This is a genomic window from Bacillus infantis (assembly GCF_050107595.1).
GTDB classification, from domain to species: Bacteria; Bacillota; Bacilli; order Bacillales; family Cytobacillaceae; genus Bacillus_AB; species Bacillus_AB infantis_C.
Window position 1 is genome coordinate 35,411 of the sequence record NZ_JBNILH010000007.1, and the last position, 15,419, is coordinate 50,829.

The 15,419-nt window shown below is 42.9% G+C and carries 16 protein-coding genes; 4 read left to right on the top strand and 12 right to left on the bottom strand.

The annotated features are described in order from the left end of the window. Positions 1-5: 5 nt before the first annotated feature. Positions 6-194: a hypothetical protein gene (locus tag ACQCVH_RS15255; protein WP_426836513.1), complete on the bottom strand. Its 189-nt coding sequence runs from the start codon at positions 192-194 to the stop codon at positions 6-8. Positions 195-346: 152 nt separating this feature from the next. On the opposite strand from ACQCVH_RS15255, the gene ACQCVH_RS15260 reads away from it, so the two are divergent. Beyond that, the gene (locus ACQCVH_RS15260) at positions 347-811 is read left to right on the top strand and encodes a BsuPI-related putative proteinase inhibitor (protein WP_426836514.1); all 465 of its coding nucleotides are present in this window, start codon (positions 347-349) and stop codon (positions 809-811) included. Between the two features lie 819 nt (positions 812-1,630). Here ACQCVH_RS15260 and ltaS read toward each other — a convergent pair. Then, a complete protein-coding gene (ltaS, locus tag ACQCVH_RS15265; protein WP_426836767.1) occupies positions 1,631-3,649 on the bottom strand; it encodes a lipoteichoic acid synthase in 2,019 nt (672 codons plus the stop codon). A gap of 408 nt (positions 3,650-4,057) precedes the next feature. Between ltaS and ACQCVH_RS15270 the strand changes: the two genes are divergently transcribed. After that, on the top strand, positions 4,058-4,495 hold the full coding sequence (locus tag ACQCVH_RS15270; protein WP_426836515.1) for a hypothetical protein: 438 nt from the start codon (positions 4,058-4,060) through the stop codon (positions 4,493-4,495). Positions 4,496-4,526: 31 nt separating this feature from the next. Then, complete coding sequence (locus ACQCVH_RS15275) at positions 4,527-5,117, top strand: protein kinase (RefSeq protein ID WP_426836516.1); 591 nt, start codon at positions 4,527-4,529, stop codon at positions 5,115-5,117. Between the two features lie 30 nt (positions 5,118-5,147). Here the strand turns inward: ACQCVH_RS15275 and ACQCVH_RS15280 are convergent, their stop codons facing one another. The 10 genes from ACQCVH_RS15280 to ACQCVH_RS15325 form a co-directional block, all read right to left on the bottom strand. Then, on the bottom strand, positions 5,148-6,665 hold the full coding sequence (locus tag ACQCVH_RS15280; protein ID WP_426836517.1) for a CPBP family intramembrane glutamic endopeptidase: 1,518 nt from the start codon (positions 6,663-6,665) through the stop codon (positions 5,148-5,150). A 13-nt stretch (positions 6,666-6,678) separates the two neighbouring features. Then, positions 6,679-7,110 (bottom strand): hypothetical protein, encoded by a 432-nt coding sequence (locus ACQCVH_RS15285; RefSeq protein ID WP_426836518.1) that lies wholly within the window; start codon positions 7,108-7,110, stop codon positions 6,679-6,681. Continuing rightward, on the bottom strand, positions 7,107-7,310 hold the full coding sequence (locus ACQCVH_RS15290; protein WP_101548104.1) for a helix-turn-helix transcriptional regulator: 204 nt from the start codon (positions 7,308-7,310) through the stop codon (positions 7,107-7,109). The genes ACQCVH_RS15285 and ACQCVH_RS15290 overlap by 4 nt, the downstream gene beginning before the upstream one ends. An 828-nt stretch (positions 7,311-8,138) precedes the next feature. After that, complete coding sequence (locus tag ACQCVH_RS15295; RefSeq protein ID WP_426836519.1) at positions 8,139-9,350, bottom strand: TolB-like translocation protein; 1,212 nt, start codon at positions 9,348-9,350, stop codon at positions 8,139-8,141. Positions 9,351-9,404: 54 nt separating this feature from the next. Beyond that, positions 9,405-9,851 (bottom strand): SRPBCC family protein, encoded by a 447-nt coding sequence (locus ACQCVH_RS15300; RefSeq protein WP_426836520.1) that lies wholly within the window; start codon positions 9,849-9,851, stop codon positions 9,405-9,407. Between the two features lie 19 nt (positions 9,852-9,870). Continuing rightward, positions 9,871-10,161, bottom strand: coding sequence for a hypothetical protein (locus ACQCVH_RS15305; RefSeq protein ID WP_426836521.1), 291 nt, complete (start codon positions 10,159-10,161; stop codon positions 9,871-9,873). A gap of 468 nt (positions 10,162-10,629) precedes the next feature. Next, entirely contained in the window at positions 10,630-11,112 is a 483-nt protein-coding gene (locus ACQCVH_RS15310) for a tetratricopeptide repeat protein (RefSeq protein ID WP_426836522.1), read from the bottom strand. A 4-nt stretch (positions 11,113-11,116) separates the two neighbouring features. After that, positions 11,117-11,416, bottom strand: a complete 300-nt coding sequence (locus ACQCVH_RS15315; protein WP_426836523.1) for a DUF5316 domain-containing protein — start codon at positions 11,414-11,416, stop codon at positions 11,117-11,119. Between the two features lie 137 nt (positions 11,417-11,553). Further along, complete coding sequence (locus tag ACQCVH_RS15320; RefSeq protein ID WP_426836524.1) at positions 11,554-12,732, bottom strand: GTP-binding protein; 1,179 nt, start codon at positions 12,730-12,732, stop codon at positions 11,554-11,556. A 242-nt stretch (positions 12,733-12,974) separates the two neighbouring features. After that, positions 12,975-13,946, bottom strand: a complete 972-nt coding sequence (locus ACQCVH_RS15325; protein WP_426836525.1) for a SidA/IucD/PvdA family monooxygenase — start codon at positions 13,944-13,946, stop codon at positions 12,975-12,977. Between the two features lie 472 nt (positions 13,947-14,418). Here ACQCVH_RS15325 and ACQCVH_RS15330 point away from each other — a divergent pair, with 472 nt between their 5' ends. Next, complete coding sequence (locus tag ACQCVH_RS15330) at positions 14,419-15,414, top strand: permease (RefSeq protein WP_426836526.1); 996 nt, start codon at positions 14,419-14,421, stop codon at positions 15,412-15,414. The last annotated feature ends 5 nt before the right edge of the window (positions 15,415-15,419 follow it).

The window sequence follows — 15,419 nt, forward strand, 5'->3', positions numbered from 1 at the left end:
TGCTGCTATTCCCCTTCAGAAATAAGTATTTTATAGCCTGCCAGCTGGGGTCCTTCTTCATAGCTTTCCCTGCTGATGATATAAAACCCCGATTCTTCAGCATCTGCAATGACCAGTTCATCCGGACTTTTATCCACCTGGGCAGCGTCCAGGCTGAAATATTTTTCCCCTAATAGGGCATGATCGAAATTCATAAAAAAACCTCCTTTTGAAAAAGATATCAGAACATTAAAGAAATACCAAAGCTTATGCTTCATTTTCCCTTTATTGCCTGTAACTTTCTCTTTCCTGTTTACGCCAGTATATATAAAGGGAAAAGGAATCCTGGCAGCAAAGAAAGGTGATCATGATGTATAAATGGATCCTGGTGCTGACACTTATTTTAGCAGGGTGCGGCACGAGCGCAGAAAATAATGAACCGGGTAAAGAAACAGAAAATAACACAAATGGAGGAGGGAGCGGCATTATTGCAGGCAGTGTAGAACCTGAACTTCAAAAACAAAGCTCATTGAATTATATTTACACCATTAAGAACCAGACAGAAAAGGAAGTTGAAATGAAATTCCCAACATCCCAGCGTTTCGACTATTCCATAAAAGATAAGGACGGAGCAGAAGTATTTCTGTTCTCAAGTGCGGCATTCTTCCTGCAGGCTGAGGGAGAAGAAGTTTTGAAGCCTGCTGAAGAGCTGAATTACGATATTAACCTCAGCCAGCTGAAGCTCGCTCCAGGGACGTACACCCTTGAAGCCTGGATGACACAGCAGGACGGGGAAGACTATAGAGTCACCGAGGAAATTACTATTCAATAGATAATGGCCCCTGCCTTTCGCTTGCAGGGGGATTTTCTATTCAAACTTTACGCAGGCTCATGAGATCTTTTCCTTCTGAAAATCCAAATAAGCATATTCCTTTTTTACAAAAACCACAACTTTAACTTGGTAAACCTTTTAGTTAATTAAAATACCAGTAATATATGGATGCACATGCTGATGCCATCATTAGAAGCATTAAACTCTGCCTCCTGCTTTTTTTCCAAATATACAGGCTGGCGTTAACCATTCCGGCGAGGACTAAAAAGAAAGACACATTTCTCAAACGTTCATCAAAAAACAAGAAATTTATACAGTTCAAAAGCAAACCGGCAGACATCCATCCTGCACCTCCGGCAAGAGTATCTTTCCAAAGTCTCTCTTTATCTTCCTCAGCGGTCTTGCGATATTCCTTTCTTACGGCAGCAAATATCCAAAGTGAAAAAAGGACAACCATAACGAGCTTTATGTACAGCAATCAGAGTCCCCCTACTTTTGCATTTTCTACCGAATACTAAAAAATTCAAAAATCCAGCATCTAATGGAATCAGCCATAGATAGTTACTAAGTGCAGCAGTAACTATGAGCTGCAGCTTGAGCCTTTTTGGCAGCCAGATGAACAATGTTTATTGAATCTAGAACAGCCCGCTGCTAACTGCCAGGAAAACCATCATTGGACTTATAATGAAAATTCTGAATTAGAAAATAGCACTTTTCCAAAATGAAGCCGTACCCTATATACGATCTTTCAAGGGAAAAGGTTCCCAGCTCATACCAGCAAAATAAAAAGGCTGCCCTTTTAAAGGACAGCCTTTCCTGCTACTCAGCTTTGCTTGAATTACCTTCTTCTGTTTTCTCTTCAACTATTTTTTCTGTCTCTGTTTCTTCTTCCTCTAACTTTTCTTCATCTGCTTTTTTAATCACAGTATCTTCATTCTTGTATTGATATTTCGAGCGGTCCACCGGCTCAAACCCTTCAGGTGTGTAAAATCTGAGAAGGTCTCCATTAACAACTTTGTCTGAAAGCTTAAGCTTCTGCTCTACATTCAGTTTGTATTTTTCCGCCTCTTCAAGCCTGCTTTCATCCAGCAGCTCGCCCGTTTTGGAATCATAGAACTTCCCGCCTGTCGAAGTAATCTCAGGGCTGGCAAAATCCCCATTTCGGAAAGGAACAATATCATCATGATCCTCTGACAAAAGGTCTGTTCCAAACTGAATATTGTCTTTATTCTCTATTCCAAGCAAGTGAAGTACGGTCGGCAGCAGGTCGATCTGGCCGCCATATTCATGATTGACGCCTCCCTCCATGCCAGGCACACGGATGAACAGAGGCACCCGCTGCAATCCTTGGCTGACAAAGTCATCGACTTCATGTCCAAGCACCTTTTCCATTGCCTTATTATGGTTTTCGGAGATTCCGTAATGGTCTCCGTACATAATAATAATGGAATTATCGTAAAGGCCTGCTTCCTTCAGATCCTCGAAAAACTGCTCCAGCGCCTCATCTGCATAACGGGCGGTCTGGAAGTAATTGTCGACTGATTTATCCCCGGTTGTATGAGGGGCAATCGAAGCTTCAGCCTGATCCATCTTATAAGGATAATGATGTGTTACCGTAATGAACTTTGTATAGAAAGGCTGCTTCAGTGATTGTAAATTGTCCATCGACTGCTCAAAGAACGGTTTATCCATCAGGCCGTATTCTGCCTGAGGGGCAGTCATATCATAATAGCTTGAGTCAAAGAAATGATCAAAGCCAAAGGATTTGTAAATTTCATCCCTGTTCCAGAAGCTGCCTGAGTTGCCGTGGAAAGCAGCGGATGTATACCCATGCTGGCCCAGGATGGCAGGTGCAGCCTGATACGTGTTCGTCCCCTTTGTTGTAAAAGCGGATCCCTGAGGCAGCCCGTAAAGGGAATTTTCAAGCATGAACTCCGCATCGGCCGTTTTCCCCTGTGCAGTCTGGTGGTAGAAATTATCAAAGTACATCGTATTCTGTTCACTTGTGAGTGAATTCAGGAATGGTGTTACTTCTTCGCCATGCAGCTTATAGTCAATCAGGAAGTTCTGGATAGACTCAAGGTGAAGGTAAATAACATTCATCCCTTCCCCGGCTCCGAAATACTTTTCATTCGGTTTGGCATGGTTTGATTTCGTAAAGTTGATGACTTCTGTCACATCATTGCTGTCGGCAAAGGCCCTCTGTGCAGTTGATTTTGTACTTTGAACAGCATCATAGATCGTATAATTGTACATTCCGAGATATTTGACAATATAGTTGCGGTCAAATCCCCGAGTCAGCAGCTGCGGGCGGTCTGACTCAGCCAGTCCCAGATTGAAGCTGGAAATAGCCAGGGACAGGAACATCAATGCAGCTGCTTTCCTGCGCGGCACAGCAGCCATATCCATTTTTACAAACCGGCTTGCCAGCAATACAGCCAAGAGCAGCAGATCAGCAAAATAAAGGATATCATGGGGCTTAAGCAGGGAAGTCACACTTCCGCTCACATCGCCGAAGTTTTGCGTCTGAGTCAATGTCGGCAGGGTCAGGAAGTCATTGAAAAACCTGTAAAACAGCACATTTGCATACAAGAGGAATGACATGAGCAGGTCAATTCCAATTAATGCAAAGTATTTCTTCCGCCCTTTAAAGAAAAAGGCAATTCCGAGGAACAGCATCGCTGATCCAAGCGGATTCAGCACAAGCAGGAATTGCTGCAGAACGTTATCAATTCCAAGGCTGAATTCATGGGCCTGTACTGTGTAAGTTTTAATCCACAGCATCAGGACGGCCAATGCATAAAAGCCTGCAAATTTAGTTAGTATATTCGCTTTCATATAGTTTGTTTTCTTCAAGTATAATACCCTCTTTCTATTGCAAAATCGAAATCTTGCACAGGGGAAGCCATTTCCCGTATAACATCTTTGGCCCTTACATTGCAATTGAAGCACAACATAATGTGTAAGTGTACCATGTTTCTGTGCAAAAATGAACTGGAAACCGATCCAAACCCGGCTTGTTCACAAAAAGCTCACATATATTATACGTATAAACAGCCCAAAAAGTTTCAGCCATGCTTTGGACAGAAAATGAAATAGACTCAAATATATATACCCAGGAATAGAAAGATATTCCTAAAATCATATAAAAAAATTGTAGATGTTCCACTCATCTCAGTGCCAAAGGTAATACTCTGCTAATCCATTTAATGGTAAGATATAGTCATATTTGCTGGAGGTGAAAGATTGAGGAAGAATTTGCTTTTGTGTTGTATCCCTGCTGCCTTTGTTCTTCTTTACTTCATAGTCAGCTTTTCATTTGGCGAGGAAAAATTTGATGAGGTTCTTGTCAAAGAGGATATATTAATCTCCGATATTGAATCGATTGAAATTATCAGCGGCTGGAAGGATGAGCGGAAATATTTGACTGGCAGACAAGATATCCAACGCTTAATGGAGAACTTTACCGGTTTGAAAATGAATAAAAATAATTTTGCTCAACTATCAGATGAAGATAGCTATTGGCTAACGATCTCCTCGAAAAGCGGCAAAAGGCTGGCTCTTACGGTATTTGAAAGTGATTATATAACTGTGTACAGCTTCCAGGACAAGAACTCCCGAAGCAATACTTACAAACTCTCCCATACAGGCTTAAAACTGTCCTTAGAAGAAATCTTCAAATAACGATTATTAAATTGAGGTGAATTTTATTCCTATGCACATTGTGGAAAATTGGCGGAAATATTGCATCGGGGAAAATTTTATCGGAATCGGTTCAACAAGAAAGGTGTACCGTCATAAGGAATATGCCATCAAAGTGAATCTCCATCCACTCGGGTTCAAGCAATCTTTAAAAGAGATGGAAATTTATCAATTTATGAAAGCTGAAGGATTGGGCAGCCTGTTTGCTGAAGCTTTCTATGTTGATCAGTCTGTTTCTGTGCAAAGATATTATCAGCCCGTACCCTTGATCAATAATCAGTCTTACGAGATTGATAAAGATTCAGACAGAGCCTTCCTTCCTTCCGATTATGAAAAAGCATTGCGGATCCTTGATGCTGAATTTGACTCTTTTGATGTTAAAGACAGCAGCAATTACGGTATTAATGGAAAGAAGCAGCTCGTATTCATCGATTACGGGATGACAAAGAAGCTTTATGAAAATGAGTGGGTCCCTTTGGCTGAAAGCGGGGTCCTGCCGCAAATATATTTTGAACAGTGCGTCTCATGCGGGACAGAAAAAGAGCTCCGTATGTATGGAGAACAGGATGAAGACAAAAGGTGCCTGCAATGCGGGAAAGAATGAAGCAATGAGGCACCAGAGACTATTAACCTCTCAAATAAATTGCGGGGCACCAACATGTATTACAATATCAGCAAAGATATGGGCGATCATTGCATATTCCAGCCCTGCATACACGAATATGGCTCCGAACACTACACCCCCTATTCCATTTATAAGGAGCATTCCAAAAATAAGGCCAAGAGTCATGTCGAAAGCTGAAGCAGCGACTCCATAATGCAGGGCTCCAAATAAGAGTGCTGCGCTGAAGATGCTGATCCATATGGCAGTCCTGCCAGGCTTCTTCTTCTTGACCTTCGCCGTTAACCAGAGAAGCAGCGTGACAAAGAACAATCGGAACATGGTTTCTTCTGTTGTACCCGCTCCGAAAGATCCAAGAAGGCCCAGCTTCCAATCCGGTTCGTTTATGCTGGAGTTATCAATACCAAGCGGCTTCGATAAAAAATAGCTTGTGATACAAATCACAATACCTGTCATAACTCCATAAAAGACTGCCGTTCCTGCATCCTTTGCATGTTTCCTCCAATTACCTGAACGCCTAATAAGAGATTCCAGCATGGGAAATTTAACAGCTGCCGTTCTCGCCATCAGCAGAGCCAGCAGGATTAGAATGCCAGCCTCTATTACGGTCTGGCCAGCAAATATCAGCGTAAAAGCTCCTTCTGACACCCCCATTTCCTTATGGAACCCTTCCCTGGCAATTGCATAAGGAGCTAATGCCAATGCCCCTGCCAGATTGATGGCAAGAAGCAGGAAATACATCCTCCAGTTAACAAGCGGCTCTTTTTCTGATTCAACCTGGAGCTCCGCTTCTTCATCTGAACATTCCTCCATACTTAGCTTCAGCAGCTCAGCCAGTTCGTCTGATTGTTCAATATAAATGAAGGCTTTCTTCACTTCTTTCTTTAATCCAAAATAACCTCTTGCCGTAACAGGCTGCTTAAAGATTATTTCATGCCTCAGCTCGTCACCCATTCCGAATATCCTGGTCAGCACTCTCGGGAAAGCGGTTACATGAAAGACGCCCTTTTCGTAAATGATCCCACCGCTTTTGTTATATTGAAGGGATGCTTTCTGAATGCTGTCAATCTCGCTGATATGGAAGGACAATTCCCTCCTCGCCCCGATTTTCATATCAACCCTGTTATTTTTGACTGTAATGGGTGTATTGCGGAGCCAGTTATAATCGCCGATCATATAAATGATGCTGTAAATATGAATCGCTGTGAAGGTGTAGGCCAAGGCAGGCTCCTCGTTTCTCAGATAGATATGAAATACTATCATTTCAAGAATCTGTTCATGCAAAAGAGCGAGAAACAGCCAAAAATAATTGGAGCCTTTCAATAATGGGAAAACAGCTGCCTGATTTACAGGCTTCCTCTTTCCCCATTGGAAAACACTATAATACAGGATCCTTCCTTCTTTCAACACCATCGCTCCAAATGGATTGTGATCAATCCTTCCCTGTTTATATTTGATAAAAACAAAAATCAGAAAAGCCTCGAGCAATACAGCCAGTATGGAAAGTGAAATCAGCATCTGTTTATCCATGTAAGATCCCCCTTTATCGGTGTCTTCTCAGCTCCAGCCAAAAAATCAAGTATTGTACAATGCCCATCGCGGCAAGAAGCATGACTGGGAAGTAAGGAATATGGTTCAACAATGCGGTCATGGCAATCGCAACCGGTATAAAAGAAGCAAAAAATATATATACCTTCCTGGTTGCCTTATAGGTGATCCACTGCTGTCCTTCATCATCTTCTCTTAACTCCATTGGGATAATCTGCGGTTTCACCTTGCTGCCAGGGTTCAGCTTGTTATAGACAGGTATGGAAGCAACAAGGATGAGAATCGGAATGCCTAGAAACAGCGGATCAATATTCATCCACCCAGGAACATTGTCAGTATAATAATTGCCAATCATTACAATCCCAAGGCCCAGGATCAGCAGGCAATTAAAAAGTGGAGATTGAAAAATAGCTTTTAGCATGGTCATTCTTCCCCTTCTAAATGAAATATCTGTTCGACCGGGACTCCAAACACAGAGGATATCTTCAGTGCGAGTGTGATGGACGGAGCGTAATCGCCCTTTTCAATCAGCCCGATCGTCTGCCGTGAAACACCGATCTTATCTGCCAGATCCTGCTGTGTGAAACGGAATCTCGCCCTCATTTCACGAACGGAATTTTTTAACATGGTAAATTTCCCCTCCCTATGTCATCTTAAGAGTAAAGGATTATTGTCATAATGTAAACGATAGTTGTCATTTATCCATAATTTTGTAACAATTAGAATAATTAATTGTGGTTTTTGGAAGGAAAAAGATAGGGCGGATAGCAACAACAAGCGAGTAACTAGAATGTTATCGAGGGTGACTTTTCATAAACAAAGTGGGGAACTCAGTCTGGGCGTGACCGCTGCTTCATTACAACGCATGTATGATTTGATGAATAAGCGACTGCTTTTTTATAAACTCATGTATTCATTAGTCTCTATTCGATGCATGGCGGACTGCTTTTTTACCACCTCATGTATTGATTTGCCTCTATTTAATGCATGGCGGACTGCTTTTTTATCACCTCATGTATTGATTTGCCTCTATTCAATGCATGGCGGACTGCTTTTTTATCATCTCATGTATTGATTTGCCTCTATTCAATGCATGGCGGACTGCTTTTTTATCACCTCATGTATTGATTTGCCTCTATTCAATGCATGGCGGACTGCTTTTTTATCACCTCATGTATTGATTTGCCTCTATTCAATGCATGGCGGACTGCTTTTTTATCACCTCATGTATTGATCAGCCTCTATTCTAGGCATGAGGGACTGCTTTTTATCATCTCATGTATTGATTAGCCTCTATCCAATGCATGGCGGACTGCTTTTTTATCACCTCATGTATGGATTAGCCGCTATTCATAAATATCATTGCTTCTTTTCAACCCTAGCTTTGATTAAATTCATTCAAATAATTTAAAAAATATATAAAAATAAGCCCATCCTCAGCGAATGGGCTTTCCTCTACTTGCTGTTGTAAATTACCGGCGCATCGTCCACTCTTTCAAGCCATATCTTTGCTTTGCCGCCTGCTCCCTCTTTGATCCAGATATCTCCCTGCGTTGCGCCGCTTTTTTTTCGCATCCATGTTACATAGCTACCTGTTACTTGAGGCTTAATATCCATGCTGCCTGGTTTAGGGAATGTGATTTGCTTCTGGAAGCCTGATTTGATATTGATGCTGTATAGCTTTGAATACAGCTCAGGGAGCGGCCCTTCCTTCCATTCTTTATTTTCCTTTGCCCGGGCTGAAATCACCTCGTCTCCGGTCAGCCAGGCAAGGTCAATATCTACATAGCCTTCAGGCGTATATTCCTCTTGGCCGGCTGAAATTGGAATATCTGCTACCGTTGTCCGTTTATCCTGTACAAAGAATCTTCCTTCACCAGAAATATACGCGATTTTATTTTCCTTCGGGGACCATTTAAACCATTCCGGCTGACTCAGCATCTTTCCAATTATTTGGAACCGCGTACCTCCTGCAGACAATACCATGAGAGTGTTGCTGTCGGCCGACCATGATGCGGTCGGGACTCCCAGAAAGCTTATCCACTTCCGGTCTGTGCTCCACTTGAAATGATTTGCATCAATCGCAAACAGTTTGTCCGGGTCCGTTTTTATTGTATAAAATGGCTTTATTTTTTCAGGGTTCAGTCCGGCATCTTTCTTTATTTTGAACAGCCTAACCGGCCCCCATCCAGTGGGCAGCAGTTCCGCTTGTGACGAAGCAATAAATCCCTTGCCATCCGGCATCCATGTAAAATCACTTACACCAAGAGAGACATTTTCAAAGCCCATAGGTATTCCGTTTTTTGTTTTTGTGATATTAAGAATTCCACTGGAAGTGTAAGCGATCGTATTGGCATCCGGGGACCACTCGAAGTGATAGGTCTCAATTGTTTTATAAGGCTGATAGCTCCGGTTCGTCTGTAAATCATACACATACAGATAACGCTGATCACCTTCTGCAGCTAGATAAGCAATGAACCTTCCATCATATGACCATTTCGGTTTCGATGCCTGTCCCGCTTCGGTTATACGGTTTTCTTTTTTTCCCTCTGCAATCCACAAATTTCCGTCTCTTATAAAAGCTGCCTTTATTCCCCCTTCAGCCTGGCTGGAAATAGGCATGCTTGCAAAAATAACTAAAAAGCATAAAAAAATCCTTAATCTCATGGAAAATCCCTCCTGCCGTTAGGGTGTCCCGATTAAGGATGATGATTCCAATATTCAGCCTAAATCCTGCTTGCAGACAAGAGCATGCTCTACATAAAACTTGAGGAGGACGAGTGCTTCTCCCCAGCCGGCCGCACAATTTATGCAGGCCTGGAGGTCTTTGCGGGAAGAAGTATATCCCGTCTCGTGAACACTGACAAGCGTACCTTCATCAGCAGGCTCCAGTGTAAACGACACCGTAGTCGTACTATCTCCGGGAGTCCATTGAAAAGTGAATCTCCGGCCCGGCTCGGAATGAAGAATCGTCCCTCCATCCTCAAGCACAAGTTTTTCTGGACCATAACTTTTCCATTTCAATCTGATGTCACCTGTGCCATCAGATTTCATATTAAGGATAGTCTCATCGGTAAACCAGCTGTTCCAGCCTTCCGCAGTAGTCAAAACCCGATAAATATCATGTCTATCTTTCCTGATCAATATTCTATGATCAATCTCCGGCACCTCGTATTCCCCCAATCTATTAAGGCATAGAGCTTGATATGATCTCAATGACAAATGCCAATACAGCCAGCAGTATGGTCATGATCGTACTGCTGAATAAAATGTTTTTACTTATCATAATATATTTTTCAGGCTCCCTGAGCTGGTGGTAAATGAGTGATACCAGTAGGCCCAGAACGATAGCTGCCCCCCATTGCACTAACCCGGGCACAGTCGTCAGCCTTTCCCAGTCTGCCATCCATAAAAATAGTATATACAGCTGTGACCCCAGGATAAAAAAACCTGCGAGTGCTCCTAGTTTTCTTCTCATAATTAAACCTTTCCTCTCAATTCTGACTGCCCATGCTGCTGTCGAATAGGATTTGCACTGTATTAACCAAATAATACTGCAGTCCCCTTCTCTTTTCCCCTGTAGATAGACCGTATGTATTGCATGCGTCTTGCCGGAATCTCCATTTCAAATTCTTTTGCGGGCTTTCCGCTTATAAGACTGCATTGCAGCTGGATGTACAGCCCGCCATCCCTTGTTGCATGAATGACTCAGATGAAGCCTTTTTTATAGGCCCTCTATTTTCATTATATATATTCCCTTTAATCTTCCATCATTGTGCGATCTCAATGGCCCTATCACGCAAGCAGCCTTCAGCGTTTTTTTCATAAAATCTATTCTTACTCACCGCTATAATAGTTTAGACGAAAGTAGAAGCAGTAAGTTACATGATGTGTGTTTCTGCTCCGGGCTTCATAAATATAGAAAAAAGGACCCGTGAATGGGTACTTACTTCCAAACTGTATCAAGCTTATCGGCATAAAAGGCAATCGCTTTACTGTACAGCATGATGCTATCATCTGAAGATGTATCCGCAAGGCTTTCCAGCAGGATGCCCATTGCTTCATTGTGCTTTTCCAGATTGTATAAAACCATGGAATAAAAAACCTTCATTGCACGGTTATCAGGGAATTGGTTCATCCCCTTCTCCAGCGTAAATCTTGCCTTCTGATATTCTCCTAAAGTTCGGTAAGTGCTCCCCAATCCGAGAAGAGCCCCCTCCAGCTCCTTATCAGGCAGTCCAAGGCTGATGGCTCTTTCATAATAGGGAGCTGCCTCGGCTTCTTTCCCCAGCAAATCAAAGCTCCAGGCAGTTTGATAGCTGATTAGAGCGTCATCGGGCTTTCGGTCTGCAAGCTTCTTGAGAATGAGATTTGACTTCTTCGGCTCTCCCATTCCTCTAAGTTTGATTGCAAATTCAAGTTCTTCCATAGATTTATCCTCCACCGGACAAAAGATAATAAACTAATACTGCTATCATATTCGGGAGGCCGAACAGCATAACACTGCTCCCTACTTTTTGCCGCTTCTTTCTATCATACTTGCTCTCTGTGTGAAAATTAGCCCTGTTCTGTTCCCCGCTGGTAAAAACACCAAACAATAACCCGCTAATTAAAATGGAGGCTATAGATACAGTTCCGCTCAGCATCAATAAGAGATTCCAGTCATCCGCCGCAAAAGAACCCGCCGCCGCAAGGCCTGCCAGGATTATACCTGCCAACAATGCTTGTTTCATCAAAACATCCCCTTTTCTTCATTATATTTATGAAGGGAAAGAGCGGTTAATCTTGTATTCTTCTTTTTTTAACGAACTTTATCCTTCCTTTTTGCATAAAAAAACACCGCAACTTTATAGTGCGGCATCTTACGATTTTAGAAGGCAGGCAAAAGGTCCTCAAAAGTCTTCCAGTCCGCTTCAGCTTCTTTTTCATTAATCAGACAAACATCAAGCGATTCCTCAATAGCCCGGCGGTCCATTTCTATACCGATCATGACCAGCTCTGTCTGCCGGTCTCCTGTTGTTTCATCCCAGCTTTCCTTAAGCTCGGGATCTTCTGACAGAATTTGTACCCGTTCGGCTTCCGGTAGCGAAGCGATCCATGCACCCGCACCTTGCAGTATAAGCGACGGTCCAGCCTGAGAAAGAAGGCCGGCAGTTTCTTCCCTGCCTGCAACCCAGAAAAAGCCTTTTGATCTGATAATCTCCACAGGCCATTGTTCAAGCCATTGCATAAACCGGTCAGGATGAAACGGCCTTCTTCTTCTATAGACGAAAGAAGAGATTCCATATTCCTCGGTTTCCGGTATATGCTCTTGATTAAGCTCTTTAATCCATCCTGCATTTTGTCCGGCTTGTTCCAAGTCAAACAGGTTTGTATTCAGCACGCGGTCCAGCGGCACCTCCCCCTGTATTGTTTCAATGATATCTGCTCCGGGGTTGAGCTTGATTAGGACAGCTTTAAGCTCTTCAGCAGCCTTCCTTTCGGTCAAGTCGATTTTGTTCAGTATGATCACATTGGCAAATTCAATCTGATCAATCAGCAGGTCCACCACTTCGCGGTCATCTGACTCCCCTGCCCCCTCCTGCCTGTCCAGAAGGCTTTCTCCAGAAGAAAAGTCCTGCCAAAACCGGTAAGCATCCACAACTGTCACCATTGTATCCAGCCTGCAGATGGAGGATAGATTAATTCCTAAGTCTTCGTCAGCATATGAAAAGGTCTGTGCAACTGGGACCGGCTCACTGATCCCTGTTGATTCAATCACTATATAATCAATGTCGCCTTTGAACGCAAGCTTCTCAACCTCTATCATTAAATCCTCGCGCAGCGTGCAGCAGATGCAGCCATTCTGCAATTCAACCAGCTTTTCCTCTGTCCTTGAGAAGCCGCCCTGCTTCACCATTGCGGCATCAATATTCACTTCACTCATATCATTGATAATTACAGCTACTTTCAAGCCATTACGATTTGCCAGGATGTGATTGAGCAAAGTTGTTTTTCCTGAGCCAAGATAGCCGCTCAAGACAGTAACAGGTATTTTCTTTATACTCATTAAAATCTCTCCTTCTAAACGTATTCATTACGATTTAAAACTTATATTAAGCTGCTTGTAATTCTTTCTGCTGCCTGTCGTGCCCCAGAGATATTGCGGGCGATCGGCCCTATCTCCAGCTCGGCCATTGCTCCTGTAACATAAAGTCCGCGAGACCATTGAAGTGAATGGCCAACGATCGGATAACCGCACTTTGCACAAGGCAGGCTATGCTTTTCAATAAAAGGGGCAAGCCAATCTTTTCATGGAAGGCCCGCCTGAAAGCCGGTGGCCAAAACAACAGTCCCAGTCTGATGGATGTGCTCCCCTTCTTTATTGAACATAGAGATGCTCTCTCCACTCCATTCAGCCCGCTCAACATGGCCATCAATATGGTGAAGCAGATCCACTTTAACTAAATGCTTGATCTTTGCCAGAAGTTCAACTGGAAGGGATCCCTTATTCCTTGCTGTTATAATCTTCCTCCGCTTTTCCTTCAAGCATTTAAACTTGCGAAAGCCAAATTGGTTTTTTGGGCCGAGCCACCCTGGATCACTGTCAAAATCATGCACTCTAAAAGGATGGCGCTTCAGCAATGTTACTTGGCCAGGATACTGTGGGCTTAAGCTTATGGCCAAATGTGCCGCTGATATCCCTCCGCCAAGGATCGTTATGGGACCTTGAAGCTGTTCAAGGGCTGGCATGCCTTTTTCGAAGATATGATAAATGGATGGACAGCCCTCTTCTTTAAGACTGAGGGCCCATTCAGGAATGAAGGGCTGTTCTCCAATCCCAATGCTAATGGCTAGATTTTTTGTCTCAATTGTTCGTCCATCCTGAAGGGCCAAACGCCAGCCACCATCTGTCTCCATTGCTTCTTTCCCCCTGCCCTGCACCCATGAATCCTTCATTTTCGTATCCTGGATAACATGCTGGCAATGCTCATTAAATAATTTCAATGAAGGTCTCTTATATCTGCCGTAAAATGCCCCCCTTTTTTTGGTCTCTCCTGCAAATTTCTGCAGACTGAAAGGCCCTTCGTCGATATGATGCACAGAAGGCGATCTTAAGTAAGGCATTGAAATGGCAGCGGTACAATGCTTCCAATTGGATAGCGGCTCATAATGCGGATCAATAATGGACAGCCCTTCTAAGGATACTTTTTTCTTTCTCAGCAAGAATGCAGCAAGCGTAACACCCTGTATTCCCCCGCCGACAATGACCCATTCTTTCATCTATAGAATCCTCCTAAGAAAGTGCTTAGCTGATGTACGTTTATGTAAAGTCCGGCCTCAGCTTTTTGTTTTTATTAGCGAGTTTTATCTTTTTTTTCAATTTTTTAGCAACCTTTTAGTAATATTAGCAACTTCATCGCCAACTAAAGCCGGAATTAAAACGTAATAATTACGATTTATTGATTAAACCACAATCTTTAAACTTATGCAATACCACTTCTGGTAAAGTTACCAAACATTCTTTATGCCTGCATCTGTTCTGATCCTATCCACAGCAGGATCCTCCCGGGACGACTGAAGTATCTTTTCCCCTGAACAAACAGGTATTCCAGCCTCCTAAACTGCTACAAATTGGACAGGTATATTCCCATGGACAAACACATATAGTTAGCTTAGAATGTAAAGCGTAATTATTACGTTTAAATTAAATTTAATTTCAATACCCTCGGGTGGTGTTGTAAAGGAGGTTTATATGAATCGAATAATAAAAAGCAATATGGGCGATTTGACTTCTCTGGTTATCGCTGTTAAAGCAGGCCTGTTTATCTTTTTAATTGTCAGTTTTCAAGAAGCAGTGGATCTTCCCTCATCATTGCTCAATTTGAATACAATCTTTATCAGTATTTTAATTGAGGCGCTTCCATTTGTATTGATCGGCGTTCTTATAGCCGGGTTTATACAGATTTTTGTAACTGAGGACCATATTAAAAAATGGATACCGAAGAATAAGTATCTGGCGATTCTGATGAGCTGTACGGCAGGAGCCCTTTTTCCAGCATGTGAGTGCGGCATTGTTCCGATTATTCGAAGGCTCGTAGGTAAAGGGGTGCCGATTTATGCGGGAATTGGCTTTATGCTCACTGGACCCCTTATCAACCCGATCGTTATTGCTTCTACATATATGGCATTTGGCAATGACGCGAAGATGGCCGGTCTTAGAATGGGGCTCGGTTTTGTCATTGCACTGGCATCCGCTTTTGCAGTCAGTCTTTTCTTTAAAGGCAATCAATTTAAAAAAGGTCTTCATATAGAATCCGTGCAATCGATGAGCAAGGCTCCCTTTATGGACAGGCTCTGGTCGATGCTGACACATTCTATTGATGAGTTCTTTGATATGGCAAAATATTTAATACTGGGGGCTTTTCTGGCCTCATTCGTCCAGGTATATTTGCCTGCAAGAACACTGCTCGAGGCAGGGAGCGGCCCTGTCGCTTCTATGCTGGTGATGATGGGCCTTGCTTTCATTCTCTCTTTATGCTCGGAGGCCGATGCATTCATTGGAGCGTCCTTCGGCAGCATCTTCCCTCCTGCCTCTGTTTTAGGCTTTCTGATTTTCGGTCCTATGATTGATTTGAAAAACACTCTGATGATGCTGAGTGTCTTCCGGAAAAGATTTGTCTTATCCTTGCTGCTGATTGTCGCAGCAGCCGTTTTTGTAACTTTGCTCATTGTACAAGGCTTATGGTAAGGGAG